The organism is Streptomyces sp. NPDC096176, assembly GCF_044763255.1.
Taxonomy (GTDB): Bacteria; Actinomycetota; Actinomycetes; order Streptomycetales; family Streptomycetaceae; genus Streptomyces.
In genome coordinates, this window is record NZ_JBIWFV010000002.1 from 3,074 (window position 1) to 18,263 (window position 15,190).

The following is a 15,190-nucleotide window of genomic DNA, read 5'->3' on the forward strand; positions in this document are numbered from 1 at the left end:
CGGTCGTCGCGGCGGAAACCGCCACGGTCGTCACGACGCTCGAACGAACGGCCACCACGGTCACCACCGCGGTCGTCACGACGGTCACGGTTGAAGCCGCCACGGTCGGCGCTGCCACCGCGGTCGTCACGACGGTCACGGTTGAAGCCACCGCGGTCGGCGCTGCCACCACGGTCGTCGCGGCGGAAACCGCCACGGTCGTCACGACGCTCGAACGAACGGCCACCACGGTCACCACCGCGGTCGTCACGACGGTCACGGTTGAAGCCACCGCGGTCGGCGCTGCCACCACGGTCGTCGCGGCGGTCGCGGCCGAAGTTGCCCCGCTCGTCACGCCGGTCGAACGAGGGGCGCTCGTCACGGGCCTCGCGCACCGGCTCGGCCTGCTCCGGCACTGCGGCGATCTCGGCCACAGCGGCCTCGGTCACTTCGGCCACGGCGGCCTCCGGGTCCTCGCCGCGCTCACGCGCCGCGCGGGCCACCAGGCGGTCGGCCTCCTCGCGGAGTTCGGCCGCACGGCGCTGGACGCGCTCGAGCTGACGGGTCAGCTCGACGACCTCGCGCTCGGCCTGCTTGGCGGCGTTGTTCGCGGAGTCGGCCTGGACCTCGGTGAGCGAACGGGCACCGGTGATCTCGGCGACCTCGGGGTCGAACACCCCCGCACCGCCCACGATGTGGCGCGAGGCGTCGACGCCCGCGTCCTCCATGAGACGGAAGATCTGGCGGCGCTGGTGCGGCAGCGAGAGCGACACGACGACACCTGAGCGGCCGGCGCGAGCCGTACGGCCCGAGCGGTGCAGGTAGTCCTTGTGGTCACCGGCCGGGTCCACGTTCAGGACCAGGTCGATGCCGTCCACGTGGATACCGCGGGCGGCGACGTCGGTCGCCACGAGCGCGTTGACGTAGCCGTCCTTGAAGTCGGCCAGTGTGCGGGTACGGGCGCCCTGCGTCATACCGCCGTGCAGCGCGTCGGCCTTCACACCGGAGTCGCGCAGCTGCTCCGCGATGCGGTCGGCGCCGAGCTGGGTGCGGACGAAGATGATCGTCCGGCCCTTGCGGGCGGCGATGGCGGCCGTGACCGGCGCCTTGTCCTTGGGCTTCACGACGAGCACGTGGTGGCTCATGGTCGTGACGTTGCCCTGGGCGCTGTCCACCTCGTGGGTGACGGGGTTCGTCAGGTAGCGCTTGACCAGCGTGCTGATCTCGTTCTCCATCGTGGCGGAGAAGAGCATCCGCTGACCGCCGCCCGGGATCTGGTCGAGCAGCTCGGTGACCTCGGGAAGGAAGCCCAGGTCGGACATCTGGTCGGCCTCGTCGAGGACGGCGACCTGGACATTCTCGAGGGAGCAGGCGCCGCGGTTGATGATGTCGCGCAGACGGCCCGGAGTGGCGACGAGGACGTCGACGCCGCGCTCCAGGGCGTAGATCTGGTTGCCCATGGACGTACCGCCGCAGACGACCTTCATCTTCAGGCCGAGCACGTCGCCGTACGGCTGGAGCGCGTCCGCGACCTGCATCGCGAGCTCACGCGTCGGCGTGAGGATGATCGCGCGGGGCTTCTTCTTCTCGGTGTGCCCGCCGGCCAGCGTGGCCAGGGTCGGCAGACCGAACGAGAGCGTCTTGCCGGAGCCGGTGCGGCCACGGCCGAGGATGTCCTTGCCGGCCAGGGCGTCCGGAATGGTCGCGGCCTGGATCGGGAAGGGGGTCGTCACGCCGTTCTGCGCGAGCTTGCGCACGACGCCCTCGGGGAGGCCGAGCTCGGCGAAGGTGGTCTGGGGCTCCTCGGGGGCCTCTGCGGCCTCCGCGGCAGCCGTCTCGACCGCCTCGACCATCTCGTCGTTCTCGGGCATGACGGCGTGATCAGTGCTGAAAGTGGACATGCGAAATGCGAAACCTTCCGGAGTCTCGGCACGCGCCCAAACTCCGTGAATTCGCAATTCGACCGCCTCGATGCGGTCAGCCACGGCTAGGGAGAGTACGCGCCACGCGGCGCTCTTCCTTTTCGGCGCCGGGCAATGGGATCAAACGATCTACCACCATACGCACCCCTCCCCCTCTGAGGCAAACCGCGGTGACGTGACCCCGGGCACACCCTCCGCGCCCTGCTCGGCCGTGACACCTCCGAGTGGGCGCACGCGCCCGGCCCCACACCCCTCCCCGCGCTCTACGTCACCGTCCGCTCCAAGCCGCCCTGACCCCGACCCCCGTGACCGTCGCGGCCGTCTGCCCGCTCCGGGCTCACCTGCGCGGACGCGGCCGGCTCCGCACCCGGGCCCGACGGCTCCACCACCCGCATCGCCCCCGCGTGCACCTCCGGCGCGGAGGAGGCAGCGGGCGGATCCGTCGGCTCGGCCGACGGCGACGGCGGCGGTGGGGGGCTCTGGGCCGGAGGCTCCGGAGGCTCCTGCGGCGGCGGCTGTGTCGGCGGCTGCGGCGCGGACGGCGGCACCCCGCCCCGCGTGGGCGCGGGGCGAGGTGTCGACGGCTGCTGACCTGCGCTCGTGGGCTCCGCCCCCGGGGACGCCGAACCGCTCGGGCTGGGCGACGTGCTGCCGTCCTTCGTGTCGGGGTCGTCCGAGGTGCCCTCGCCGCCACCCGCCCGCTGACCGTGCGAGCCGGGCAGCACCTGCCCGCCGTCCGGTTCCGCGACCGTCCCGCGCCGGTCCGCGGACCTGCTGGGCGCCGGCTTGCCGCCCTCCTCGTCGCTCACGCTTATACAGCCTGCCGAGGCCAGGACCGCCAGCGAGGCGGCGATCCAGACGGCCGTACGGCCGGGGGCTGACAACTGGCGCACAGGGGCACCTCCGGGACAGGGGACGCGGTTTCCCTGACCAACTCCCGGCACCCCACAAGGGACACGCCCGGGATCGCGGCCCGGCGTCGACGGGCCCGCGCCTCACGCCGTGAGCGCTCGCGCCGACTCCAGCCCCAAGAACACCGATCCGAGCCCCACCAGCACCGAGCCGATCACGTTGGCCACGGCCAGGAACCGCGACCCGCGCTCCGCGAGGCGCAGTGTCTCGTAGGAGAACGTCGAGTAGGTCGTCAGCGCCCCGCACAGTCCCGTGCCGAGCAGCGCGTACGCCGGGAAGGACACCGACGCCCCGACGACCGCGCCGAGCACCAGGCTCCCGGCGGCGTTGACGACGAACGTCCCCCACGGGAACACCGAGTCGTGGCGCGCCTGCACCGCACGGTCCGTCAGATACCGCAAGGGAGCGCCGATCGCGGCGCCGACGATCACCAGCAGCCACGTCACCGCGTGGCCGTCCGGTTCGCCGTCCGGCCCCGCACGGCCCGCGTCGCCGACGCCCCCGCCCAGACGGCGCCCATCGCGCCGGCCACGGTGCCGCCGGCGTAGGCCGACGCGATGCCCGCCTCCTCGCGTTCCAGCAGCTCGAAAACGCCGAGGGCGTACGTCGAGAAGGTCGTGAACCCGCCGAGCACGCCCACCCCGAGAAAGGGCCGCACCAGCGGACGGGCCGACCGGCCGCCCTCGCCGACGAGCGCCATCAGCACACCGATGAGCGCGCAGCCCACGACGTTGACACAGAAGACCGCCCACGGGAACGAGCCTTCGGGAGCCGGCCACAGCAGGGACGCCCCGTAACGGCCCGCGGAGCCGACAGCGCCTCCCGCCGAGATCGCCGCGAGCACCGGCCACTTGCGGACGCCGTCGAGCTCCGCGACGTGGGCGGGCACATGGAGGTCGACATCCGGATCGATCGCCTCCGGACCCCCGTCACGGCGGGTGCTCACCCGTACCCGAGCTCGTGCAGCCGTTCGTCGTCGATCCCGAAGTGGTGGGCGATCTCGTGCACCACGGTGATCTCGGTCTCTGCGACGACGTCCTCGCGGGTGTCGCACATCCGCAGGGTGGGGCCGCGGTAGATGGTGATGCGGTCCGGCAGAACGCCGGCGTACCACTCGCCGCGATCGGTCAGCGGAGTCCCCTCGTAGAGGCCGAGCAGATCGGGGTCGTCCGCGGCGGGCTCGTCCTCCACGAACACGGCGACGTTGTCCATCAGCCGCATCAGGTCGGGCGGGATCCTGTCCAGGGCCTCGGCGACCAGTTCCTCGAACTCCTCGCGCGTCATCTCCAGCACCCGGCCATTGTCACGTACTCCGTGCGAGTGGTCGCCCCGGCATGGCCGACCGCCGGTGTGGGCATACGGGACCAATGGCCCGCGAAGCCCAGGAACAGCCCCGCTCGCTCCCGTCGCCCGCCCCGATCCGCACCGCACTCGTCCGGCTGAAGCGTCTGCTGCCGAAATCCGGTGCGTCTGCGCGCCGCCGCTCCCGCGGCCTCGACCCGGGCGCCGACGCCCCGCGTCCGTGGGCCAGGGCGCTTGGTCTGACGGCCGTCGTCCTGTTCGGGGCGTGGCTCGGCCTTCTTGTCGTCGGCAACGTCCGTACACCGGTCGGCCCCATGGACGCGACCATGACTCTGCGACCGTCCCTGAACGGCGGAACGAAGATCAACGTCTCTCCTCTGGGCGCCCTGGAGCTCGACTCGCACATCGCGCCGGTCCGTCTCGACGTCGACGTGGACCGCCTCGACCCGATCCGCTCCCAGGCCCTCGTCGAAAACCCGGAGCGGATCTCCGGCCTCCAGGACGAGATCACCCACGACGTCCAGGACGGCGCCACCGAGCTGGCAGTGCGCTCCTGCGTCGCCGTCGTCTCCGGAGCGACCGCGCTCGGCCTCGCTGTCTACCGCCGGCCGCGCCGCGCCCTCGCGGCCGGCGGCCTCGCGCTCGCCCTGCTGGCCGCGTCCGGCGTCAGCGCGTACGCCACCTGGAATCCGCAGTCCGTCCTCGAGCCCAGGTTCTCGGGCCTGCTGACCTCGGCACCGTCCGTCGTCGGCAACGCGCGTTCCATCGTGACCGAATTCGACGTCTACCAGCATGAGTTGGCGCGACTCGTCACCAACGTCACCAAGCTGTACGAGGCGACGTCCACGCTCCCCACCTACCAGCCGGACCCCAACACGATGCGCGTTCTGCACGTCTCGGACATCCACCTCAACCCGGCGGCCTGGCACATCATCGAGTCGCTCGTGAAGCAGTACGACATCGATGTGATCATCGACTCCGGCGACACGATGGACCACGGATCGGCCGCAGAGAACGGCTTCCTCGACCCGATCTCCGACCTCGGCGCGCCCTACGTCTGGGTGCGCGGCAACCACGACTCGCTCATCACCCAGAAGTACCTCTCCGACCTCAAGAACGTGCGGGTCCTCGACGAGGGCAAGGCCGTGACCGTCGCCGGACTGCGCATCGCCGGCAGCGGCGACCCGCAGTTCACCCCCGACCGTTCCGTCGTCGCCCAGGGCGACCCGGCGGAACGCATGACGGGCATCCGCCTCGCCTCCGCCCTGCGCGACCAGGAACGCGCGGGCACCCCCGTCGACATCGCCGTCGCCCACAACCCCGTCGCCGCCCGGGAGACCGACGGCACGGTCCCCCTCGTCCTCGCCGGCCACATCCACCAGCGGCACACGGAGATCCTCAGGCACGGCACACGTCTGAAGATCGAGGGTTCGACGGGCGGCGGCGGCCTGCGGGCGGTGCAGAACGCCAAGCCGGAACAGGTCCGGGCGTCGGTCCTCTACCTGGACCGCACGACTCGCCGTATGCAGGCCTGGGACGAGATCACCCTGGGCGGCCTGGGACTGACGACGGCCGAGGTCAGCCGCCATGTCGCGGAGCCGGCCGCGCCGGACCCGTCCCTCTCGCCGACCCCGTCGGGCACGCCCTCCGACACGCCGTCCCCCGGCACGTCCAGCCCCTGAACGACCCTGCGCTTATCCAGTTTGGTCAAGGCCTAAATGCCGTAGTACAGTCTCGTCGTGCCCAAGGGCAGCGGTCAGGGCTTGACCGTCCCGAACCCCGACAGGGGCCAGGGAGAAGCGGAACCTTTCGAGGGAAAGCGGAGTCACATGCTTCTCACGTCCCCCTTGGAGTAAATCTTGAGGGTGACGCACAGAGAAGTAGCGGTACCGGTTTGATCCGCCCTCATCGTCTAGTGGCCCAGGACGCCGCCCTTTCAAGGCGGTAGCACGGGTTCGAATCCCGTTGGGGGCACGTAACACCATGTGCGAGACTAGTCCCGCACAAGCTTGGTCCTGTGGAGCAGTTTGGAGTGCTCGCCACCCTGTCAAGGTGGAGGCCGCGGGTTCAAATCCCGTCAGGACCGCTGAGGCTCTCAGGAGTCTCGTGGCTGGGTAGCTCAGTTGGTACGAGCGATCGCCTGAAAAGCGATAGGTCGCCGGTTCGACCCCGGCCCCAGCCACTTCAATGAAGACGCCCCAGGCAGCATGCTGCCTGGGGCGTCTTCATTTGAAAGTCCGCGCTGCCGCCATGGTCTACCGCCACGAGCCGCACGGGGATGCTTCTGACCTGGTGCTTCACCCAGCCTTCGCGAGAGAATCGGACTTTCACACCCGTTCCATCCCGCTCGATCCGGCCGGCCCGGCTCGATGTGCCCACCGGTGGGCACGCTGCCGCGTTTGCTCTTGCAATCAAGAGCTATCCGCAACCCCGGGATTATGGGTTCTTGATCTCAACACGTTGCGGCAAACATGCAAACACGCCGGGTGGGGCGGGTCTGCACTCAAGATTGCCCTGCGGGGCATTGTCTGCGGGTAGGGGACCGGGCAGTGTCTGAGGGCACTCCAGGTTTCGGGAAGGGAGCGTCATGCGAACTCATGAGCCGGCCGGCAGCGCCACTGAGCGGGCAGCGGTCCGGCCACGGCGGCAGGCCGGGCCGGGATCCGCCGTGGCGCAAGCCTTGGCCGGACGGCTCTCGCCGCACACGGCGCTGTCCCTCCAGCGTGCAGCGGGCAACGCGGTGGTGACCCGTATCGTGGCGATGGAGCGGGAGCGGAACCGTCCGGATGGCGCCGAGGAACATGAGCATCCTGTGCAGCGGTCCGCCGTTCACGACGTGCTGCGTTCGCACGGTCAGCCGCTGGACAGCAGCCTGCGCACCGAAATGGAGGCCCGCTTCGGCGGTGCGGACTTCGGTGGTGTGCGGGTCCACTCGGATTCCGTGGCCCAGCGCTCGGCCGCGGAGATCGGCGCCCGCGCCTACACCTCTGGCAACCACATCGTCACGGGCAAGGGCGGCACGGACGAACACACCCTCGTGCATGAGCTCACCCATGTCGTCCAGCAGCGCTCCGGCCCCGTCGCGGGCACGGACAACGGCCAGGGACTGAGCCTCAGCCATCCCTCCGACCGATTCGAACACGAGGCCGAGGCGAACGCCGCCAGGATCGTGGCGGGCGCCGAGCCGCTGCCCCTTCAACGCATGTCTGCGGGCTCCACCGCGGGTGGCGATGTGGCCGTCCAGCGGTATGTCGAGATGCAGCCGGGCGATGCGAGCTATCCGTCCAAGCACCGGCGTGCATCGGTCGTGTCGAACAAGAGCGCCGACAGCGACGACCACTTCTTTCCCAGTCAGCACGAGGTGGGCGACAGCTATTTCGCGGACGCCGCGAACCGCACCCCCAACATCCGGTTCAACAGCGCCGTCCCGTTGCGCTTCTCCGACAGCTACGACCTGGCGATCGAGATCGGGCCCGGCGAATCCAAGGTCTTCTTCGCCACTGAGAACCACATCAACGCGGCCAACAAGGCCCTCGCCGGGCGGGTGCGGCTGCACAAGGGCACCCGCTATCTCCAAGTGCAGGGCGAGCGGGGCGCATTGAAGCTCTACCAGGTCAAACCGGTGGTCGAGACCAAGACCCAGGGCTGGAAAGGGAAGGTGGGGATGACGACCAAGGCGACCGGGCTGTCGATCCTCACCCCCCAGCGATGCAACGAGATGGCGGAGTTCGTCACCGGCAAGAAGGGCATCTCGTCCGAGGGCATCGGCGCCTGGGAGAGCTTCCTGGCTCGAGTGCTGGACCTGGTCGACGGCACCGAGGACACACATCTAAAGGGGATCAAGGAAGCCTTCCAGAAGGGCGTCAACGGTGACAAGGACGCCTACCTGGCCTATTCCCAGAACATGAGCCGACGGTTCCAGGACCTCAAGGCGGCCGACTCGCCGGAGCTGGACCAGGCGCTGCGTCAGCTGGGGCTCAACGAGTTCCTGCCGCCACCCGCTCCTGGCTCCGCCCTGGTCACGGTCGGCTACGGCGACGCCGACCAGGAGAGCGCGCGGGACAGGGCCGGCACGTTCGAGTACCACTTCGGTGCCGCGATCGCCGCCAGCGGCAACGACTACATCACCATGGAGAACTACGCCCGACGGGACGCGGAGGTCGGCAACTCCACGGCCTCCAGCGGGGATCCGCTGTTCTTCTTCAAGATGTACGGCACAGTTTCCGGGGCGGGCGAGACCTGGCATGAAGCCCAGGTGGCAACCTCGGGCTTCATCGGCGCGATCCTGTCCATCAACCTGGTGGGGTGACGGAAAGGATCAATCGCCTTCACGCCCAGCCTCGGGGTGGGGCGCCCGGTCGCTGCGGCGCCGACGACGGCACCGGCCAGCGGCAGCAGTCGTACGCCGGTCTCCAGCGGGCCGTAGCCCAGAATGAACCGCAGGCACCGGCCGGTCGGTGCGTCGCAGAACCACGCCGCCGTCAACGGCATTTGAACGCCCGCTGGATAAACGAACAACCCCCAGGTTTGTGACCTGGGGGTTTCTATGGGTGCGGGTATTCCTTTTCGGACCCTACTTGTCGATTTCCGGACAGAAGAAGATCTCACTCTTTACACCGGATGCCAATATCGATCGACAATGTCCCGGAATCGAAAGGCCCGATTCACTGCGTGGTACGGCTGAGCACGCCGCTCACGTTCAGGACCTCGTGGCACCCCTGAGCCTGACGACCGGTGGCCGGTGTCCCGGGTTTCGCGCAGGTCACCTCGATGGTCACGGTGTCGTTCTCGGGAATCTTGATGGGGGTCACCCAGTGATAGTCCTGGTTCCGGAAGGTCTCCAGCGCGATGGTGGTGATCTTCCGGTCGCCGAACGAGATCGTCAACACCCCTTCGTCGCCCTGGAAGTTGGCGACGACGATGTCCGTGACCCCGAAGACGCTGCCCTTGGGCACCTTGTAGGTACCGGTCTTGGTCTCGCCGGCGGCCAATTGCACGTCGATGGTCTGCGAGCTCTGCGCGCCGCCGCCGACCGAAGTCCCGTCCTCGCCCGAGGTGCCGCCACCGCCCGACCCGGACGGTGCACCCGACTCCTGGCCGCCGCCGGGCCCGGCGCTCGAACCACCATCGGCATCGGCGCCCGGGGTCTGTTCCCCGGCGGGCGTGGGACGCGGCTGGACCGCCTCCTCGGCCGCTTCCTTGGCTGCGCTCTTCACCGCCGGACGGACCAGTGCGAACCAGGCGATCAGCAGCGCGAGCAGCGCCGCGAGGAGTATGAGCAGCCACCTGGGGAAGATCGGGATCTGGACGAACTCGGCGTCCAGCGGCGGCCGGGCGGCGGGCTCGTCCCACCGGGCCGCAGCCTCCTCTTCCTGGTCCCCCTTTTCGGCGGTGTCCAGGGTGAACGGCCACACCACGGGGGCGCCGAACCACACCGGCTTGGCCGTGCGGACCCGCAGCCCGGCCTCGGCCGACTCGCCGGGCTCCAGCTTCGGCTCCGCCGGGCTGAAGGTGAACCCCAGCTCCTCACCCGCCTGCCCGGGAGTGAAGCCCACCTGCACCGGGGTGTTGCCCAGGTTGCGCACCGCCAGCTTGTAGCGGCCGCGCAGCCAGCCGCGGCGCCGACGCGGGGCCAGTTCGGTCTGCAGCTCGTGGAACGCCTCGATGTGCACCGTGGTTTCGAGGACCCGCACCGACTCGGGGTGCTCGGTCGGCAGGACCCGCACGCCGAGAGGCATGTCGCCGGCCCGGATCTCCGGAGAGCGCGGCGGCGCCAGACGGATCGTCACCATTTCCGAGGTGCCGGGGTAAAGAGATACCCGCGCGGGTTCCACGGTGGTCCAGGAGCCGCAGTCCCCGACGACCTCCAGGCTGTACGCCTCGACGATGTCGCTGTCGTTGCGAACGGTCAGAGTGGTCGTGGCAATGTCACCTGGCGCCACCGCCACGGCCGGGATGTCGAGGCCGGGCGCACCGGGACCGGAAGAGGCTGCAGAAGACGTCACGCCACCACGGTAGGAGTGCGCCCGGGAACCTCGCGAGGAACGCGAGGGCAACACTCGGGCAGTTACGCTGTCCGGCAAGCCAATGTCAACTCCCTTGCAACAGTGGGTCGTTAACGTGCGCGCTGTCGCCCGCGCGCCGCCTTCGGGGCTCGCCTCGTCCTGCATACCCTCCCCCACGAACTCAGAGACAGGTACCTCCATGTCCTGCGCCGAGGAGAATGGCCCTGATATGACCGCCGCCACGCAGCGTGAGCCCGCCCGGACCGGCTCCACCCACGGGGCCTCCCGATCCGCTCGCACGAGCCGGGTGCCGGTGGCCGTCTACGCCGCCGATCCGATCCTGCGCCTAGGCGTCGTCCAGCAGTTGCGCCAGCGCCCCGAGGTCGACCTGGTCGACGACGCCGACAGGGAGCAGGCCGATGTGTCGCTGGTGGTCGTTGACAATGTTGACGACGACGTGACCGCCCTGCTGCACCGGCTGCGGCACAACACCGTCACCCGCACGGGACTTGTGGTCGGCACCCTCGGGACCGGCGCGCTGCAACGCGTCATCGAGTGCGGCGTTGCGGCGGTGCTGCGGCGCTCCGAGGCCGACCAGGACAAACTCCTCCACCTGGTCCTGGCGATGGCCAACGGCGAGGGAGTGCTGCCCGGCGATCTGCTCGGCAAGCTGCTCAGCCACGTGGGCAGCAGCCTCCAGCGCTCGGCCCTCGACCCCGGCGGCCTGTCCCTGTCCACGCTGACCACACGCGAGGCGGACATGCTGCGCCTGGTGTCGGAGGGCCTCGACACCGCGGAGATAGCCCGCAAGACCGCGTACTCCGAACGGACCGTCAAGAACGTGCTGCGTGAGATCACCACACGCCTGCAACTGCGGAACCGGGCCCATGCGGTCGGCTACGCGGTGCGCAACGGACTGATCTGACGATGGCTCGGGGAACCCCGCGCTGCCCGAAGGCGCACCTCGCGTTTCCCCCAGGTACGTCCCCACCGCCCTGCCGCACCTCACACGGCCGGTGCAGGGTGGCGGGGGCACATCCAGATGGCGCACCAGACTGCGAAGGGGACCGTGATGGAATCCGCTGGCCCCGGCGGGCGGTACCGCCTGGGGAGACTGAGCATGTCGCTGCTGCTCCTGATCCCGCTGCTCGGGGTGACGGCGGCCGCAGGACCGGGCAACGCCGAGCCCGGGGCCAAGGCGGCGGCCGCCGCCACGGAGACCCGGGTCGCGTACGCCGGTACCCGGCACCGCAGTCTCGGCCGGGTCGCCAACGACGCCTTCAGCGCACCGCTGTTCGGTGACGGTCCGGCCCACTACGACACCCAGCCCTCCGCCCTCGGCGACCAGCTGGCCTTCGCGAGCCTCCGCGACGAGAGGAACCCGCAGATCTATCTGCGTGCCGCCGACGGGTCGGTACGCAAACTCACCAGTGGCATGGACGCGGCGCACCCCCAGCTGACCCCGGACGGCCAGTCCGTGGTGTTCGACTCGGCGGAAGCGAGCGGTCTGGGCGGCGGGACGCAGCGCGACCTGTGGCGGGTGCGCACCGACGGCACCGGCCTGACGCGGCTCACCGACACCCCCGCGAACGAGGAGGACCCGACGGTCTCCCCGGGCGGGCTGCGGATCGCGTACTCCAGCGACAGCGACGCGTCGGTCGGAACGCAGATCTACGTACGGCCCCTGGCTGGCGGCACCGAGACCCGGATCACCGATCCCGCGAACGGCGCGGCCACCGAGCCCGCGTGGAACCCGGTGAACGACGACGTGAACCGGGACTGGATCGCGTACACCGCCACCACCACCGCCGAGGGGGCGGCACAGCGTCGGCTGCGGATCACGAACGGGACCAGCGACGAGCCGCTGTTCGCGGACATCTACGCAAACTGGCGTGCCCACGGGGCAGCGTGGAAGCCCGACGGGAACGGGTTGGTGTTCCTGAGCCCCGAGATCACGTGTGACTGCGAGGGCGACTACGACCACGTGTTCACGTCGACCGCGCACGACGACGACGAACCCACCCTGGTGCTCAACGAGGACCGGGAGGTCCTCTCCCCCACCTGGCTCGGCTCGCTCGGCGGCGGCGGCGGCGTGGTGGTGGAGCGCACCACGGCGGACGACCCCAACGACGACCCCAACGACGAGCTCTCCGGCGCGACCGTGGTGACGCTGCAGGACTCCCGGCTGGACGGCTCCGACCCCCGCGATCTGGGGTTGACGATCCTCAACGAGGACCCGGCCGCCGACACCAACACCGATCCCGCCCAGGACCCGCTGTTCCAGCCCCGGGCCGGGTTCGACCCGTGGACCGAGCGGCAGAACTACACGCCCGACGGCCGCCGGATCGTCGTGACCCGCTTCGAGACCGTCGACGGCCGGCGGATCGAGCGGATCTGGATGGTGGACGCCGACGGGTCCAACGCGGCGCCCATGCCGCTCGCGGGACGCGCCGCGACGGACTGGGACACCGACCCGACCTTCTCCCCGGACGGCAAGTTCCTCGCCTTCACCCGGACTTCGCCCGGCGGCGTCGGTGAGGCCGCGGGACCCAGCCGCATCCTCATCGCGGACGCGGTCACCGGAGCGATCACCGGCGAGGTCACCCCGCCGACCGGGCAGCTCCAGGGCCAGGACGCCCAGCCCACCTGGTCGTCCGACGGCACCACGCTGGCCTTCACCCGGAACATGGAGATCAACGGGGGCGGTGGCAACAAGCACATCTGGACCGTGCCCGTGGACAATCTGGGCCGGCAGACGGACCTGAGCGCCACGAACTGCCCGGGCGACTGCGAGGTCATCGACGACAGCCCGGCGTTCTCCCCGGACGGCCTCAGCATCGCCTTCAACCGCAAGAACGGCGCCGGCGCGGTCGACGAACAGAACGGCCTGCTCCTGACGTCCCTTTCGGGCGACGACTGCCAGGTGCTGCTGCCGTCTTCCCTGCTCGACCTGCCCGGCGCCTGCGGCCGGGCGCTGCCGGACACCTCGGCCACCGGCCCGTTCCAGCCGCGGGACGCCGCCTGGACGGCCGACGGCAAGAGCCTGGTGTTCAGCTCACGCGCCGAGGTCGCGGTCAACAGCCCCGAGAAGCTGAGCGTCCTGAACGTCGAGTCCGGGGAGATCACCCCGCTCACCACCGGTCTTGCGGGCCGGCAGAAGGAACCGGCCGTCCAGCAGTCCGTGGACCTTGCCCTCGAGGCGCCCGGCACCACGCCGGAGGTCACCGTCGGCGACTTCACCACGGTTACCGTGAACGTGGTGAACAACGGCCCCGCCGCCTCCCCCGGCACCACGCTGACCATCGCCCCGCCGGCCGGTGTGCAGATCACCGGGATCACCTATCCCGGAGGCACCTGCGACGCCGCCTCCCTCCAGTGCGACGTCGGCGTGGTGGAGCCCGGCACGACCGTTCCGGTGGACGTCACCCTCACCGGGGTCACACCCGGCGACGCGCCGATCGACTGGTCGGTCACCGGTACGGTCCTGGATCCGGAGCCCAGCGACAACGCGGGCCGGACCGTGGTGCCGGTGGTCGAGGCCACGCCGCCCCCGCCGACTCCGACACCGACCCCGACTCCTCCGACGCCCACCCCGACCCCGACCCCGACTCCCACCGTGCCCCCCGAGCCGGAGGAGCCGGAGGCCGGACCCGGAGTGCGGGTCTCGGCCCAGCCGAACCCCGGCTACGTCGGCGGGCGCGTCGTGCTGACGTACACCGTGCGCAACGGCCGCAACGCACTGGCGACCGGGCTGCGGCTGGAGATCGGCCTGCCCAAGGGCATCCCGAACAGCGGGCCGCCGGCGGGCTGCGACACCACCTGGGTGTGCGCGCTGCCGGACCTCAGGCCGGGTGCGAGCACGGTCGTACGGGTCGTCCTCAACCCCAAGAAGGCGACGACGGGCCAGGCGGTCGGCATCCTCACCACCACCGGGACCGACGCCAACAGGAACGACAACACCGCCCGGGAGCGGCTGCGGATCCTCCAGCCGCGCATCATCGCGGTGCCGGAGATCGGCAAGCCCGGCTTCGTCACCTCGGTGCGCGGCAAGGACTTCCCGCCGGGCGTGCCGGTTCGGTTCAAGTGGAACCCGGGGATCACCGCGGCGGCGGCGCCGACGGTTCCGTTGCGGGACGGCACGTTCATCGGACAGCTGCTCATCCTCCCCAAGGACCAGACAGGACCGCGCACCATCACGGCCGGCGGCCTGGGGTTCTCACCGGTGAAGACCGACTTCCTGGTGGTCAGCGGCAGCGTGCAGCCGCCGGACGAGGTGACCCGCCGGTGATCCACGAGGTCGACGAGGGGCTGCGCCGGCTGCTCGGCGAGTCCGGCCTGGAGGCATCGGGCGTCGAGGTCGTCTTCGACGCCCCCACCAGGGACTGGGCGGCACGCCGCAGCGCCCCGACGGTCTGCGTCTTCCTGTACGACATCCGTGAGGACGCCACCCGGCGCGGCAGCGGCGCCGGGGAGGTGTACGACGAGGACGGGTACCTGGTGGCGCGGCGTTCCCCGCCGCGGTGGTTCTGGCTGTCGTACATGGTCACGGCGTGGACGAGCCGCCCACAGGACGAGCACCGGCTGCTCTCGCAGGTGCTCGCCACCCTGGTGGCCACCGACACGCTGCCGGCGCAGTTGCTCACCGGGACGCTCGCCGAACTCGGCCTGACCGTGGGACTGGACGCCGGCGGGTCCGCGCTCGACGCACCGGCCGCCTCCGACGTCTGGTCGGCGCTCGGCGGAGAGCTGAAGGCGTCACTCGGGGTCCGGGTGCGGGCGCCGCTCGCCGGCCTGACCAGGGCCGCCGCGCCGCCGGTCACCGAGGGCCTCGTCGTACGCTCCGCTGCCGCACGCGAGGGCGAAGACGCGGCTCCGGGCCGCCGCCTGCGCTACAAGGAGACCAGCGACCCGGGCCCGCACGGCTTCGCCGGCCCACGCGAACGGGGACCCGCCCCGGCCCGCCGACGCCGGGGTGACCGCCAGCCGTGACCCGAACGACCGAACAGTCCACCACCGAGCCCGGGCCCCGGCCTGCCGCCGATCCCCACGCCCGGCCCGCCCCTGCAGAGG

11 protein-coding genes and 3 tRNA genes are annotated in these 15,190 nt (G+C 70.7%); 8 read left to right on the forward strand and 6 right to left on the reverse strand.

Annotated elements, in window-relative coordinates:
• From ACIQ7Q_RS05145 to ACIQ7Q_RS05165, 5 genes are all read right to left on the reverse strand, one after another.
• Nucleotides 1-1,880 (reverse strand): DEAD/DEAH box helicase (locus tag ACIQ7Q_RS05145; RefSeq protein WP_403856464.1); only part of this gene is annotated, 1,880 nt, incomplete at its 3' end.
• Nucleotides 1,881-2,164: 284 nt separating this feature from the next.
• Nucleotides 2,165-2,710, reverse strand: a complete 546-nt coding sequence (locus ACIQ7Q_RS05150) for a hypothetical protein (RefSeq protein WP_403856466.1) — start codon at nt 2,708-2,710, stop codon at nt 2,165-2,167.
• A gap of 186 nt (nt 2,711-2,896) precedes the next feature.
• Nucleotides 2,897-3,259 carry a fluoride efflux transporter FluC gene (locus ACIQ7Q_RS05155; RefSeq protein WP_403856468.1) on the reverse strand — a complete coding sequence of 121 codons (363 nt, stop codon included), beginning with the start codon at nt 3,257-3,259 and terminating at the stop codon, nt 2,897-2,899.
• Nucleotides 3,256-3,702, reverse strand: coding sequence for a fluoride efflux transporter FluC (locus ACIQ7Q_RS05160; RefSeq protein WP_403857966.1), 447 nt, complete (start codon nt 3,700-3,702; stop codon nt 3,256-3,258). The genes ACIQ7Q_RS05155 and ACIQ7Q_RS05160 overlap by 4 nt, the downstream gene beginning before the upstream one ends.
• Nucleotides 3,703-3,755: 53 nt before the next feature.
• On the reverse strand, nt 3,756-4,106 hold the full coding sequence (locus ACIQ7Q_RS05165) for a metallopeptidase family protein (protein ID WP_403856470.1): 351 nt from the start codon (nt 4,104-4,106) through the stop codon (nt 3,756-3,758).
• A gap of 74 nt (nt 4,107-4,180) precedes the next feature.
• Here ACIQ7Q_RS05165 and ACIQ7Q_RS05170 point away from each other — a divergent pair, with 74 nt between their 5' ends.
• The 5 genes from ACIQ7Q_RS05170 to ACIQ7Q_RS05190 all read left to right on the forward strand — a co-directional run bounded on the left by ACIQ7Q_RS05170 (nt 4,181) and on the right by ACIQ7Q_RS05190 (nt 8,424).
• The gene (locus ACIQ7Q_RS05170) at nt 4,181-5,797 is read left to right on the forward strand and encodes a metallophosphoesterase (RefSeq protein ID WP_403856472.1); all 1,617 of its coding nucleotides are present in this window, start codon (nt 4,181-4,183) and stop codon (nt 5,795-5,797) included.
• A 219-nt stretch (nt 5,798-6,016) separates the two neighbouring features.
• A tRNA-Glu gene (locus ACIQ7Q_RS05175) sits at nt 6,017-6,089 on the forward strand.
• Between the two features lie 37 nt (nt 6,090-6,126).
• Nucleotides 6,127-6,201 (forward strand) — tRNA-Asp (locus ACIQ7Q_RS05180).
• 22 nt (nt 6,202-6,223) lie between these two features.
• Nucleotides 6,224-6,297, forward strand: a tRNA-Phe gene (locus ACIQ7Q_RS05185).
• Nucleotides 6,298-6,783: 486 nt separating this feature from the next.
• Nucleotides 6,784-8,424 carry a DUF4157 domain-containing protein gene (locus ACIQ7Q_RS05190; protein ID WP_403856474.1) on the forward strand — a complete coding sequence of 547 codons (1,641 nt, stop codon included), beginning with the start codon at nt 6,784-6,786 and terminating at the stop codon, nt 8,422-8,424.
• Nucleotides 8,425-8,779: 355 nt separating this feature from the next.
• Here ACIQ7Q_RS05190 and ACIQ7Q_RS05195 read toward each other — a convergent pair whose 3' ends face one another.
• Nucleotides 8,780-10,120 (reverse strand): hydrolytic protein, encoded by a 1,341-nt coding sequence (locus tag ACIQ7Q_RS05195; protein WP_403856476.1) that lies wholly within the window; start codon nt 10,118-10,120, stop codon nt 8,780-8,782.
• A gap of 229 nt (nt 10,121-10,349) precedes the next feature.
• Between ACIQ7Q_RS05195 and ACIQ7Q_RS05200 the strand changes: the two genes are divergently transcribed.
• The 3 genes from ACIQ7Q_RS05200 (at nt 10,350) to ACIQ7Q_RS05210 (ending at nt 15,109) form a co-directional block, all read left to right on the forward strand.
• On the forward strand, nt 10,350-11,045 hold the full coding sequence (locus tag ACIQ7Q_RS05200) for a response regulator transcription factor (protein ID WP_403856478.1): 696 nt from the start codon (nt 10,350-10,352) through the stop codon (nt 11,043-11,045).
• A gap of 195 nt (nt 11,046-11,240) precedes the next feature.
• On the forward strand, nt 11,241-14,408 hold the full coding sequence (locus ACIQ7Q_RS05205) for a hypothetical protein (RefSeq protein ID WP_403856480.1): 3,168 nt from the start codon (nt 11,241-11,243) through the stop codon (nt 14,406-14,408).
• The gene (locus ACIQ7Q_RS05210) at nt 14,405-15,109 is read left to right on the forward strand and encodes a DUF4255 domain-containing protein (protein WP_403856482.1); all 705 of its coding nucleotides are present in this window, start codon (nt 14,405-14,407) and stop codon (nt 15,107-15,109) included. Before ACIQ7Q_RS05205 ends, ACIQ7Q_RS05210 begins: the two co-directional genes overlap by 4 nt.
• Nucleotides 15,110-15,190 lie beyond the last annotated feature (81 nt).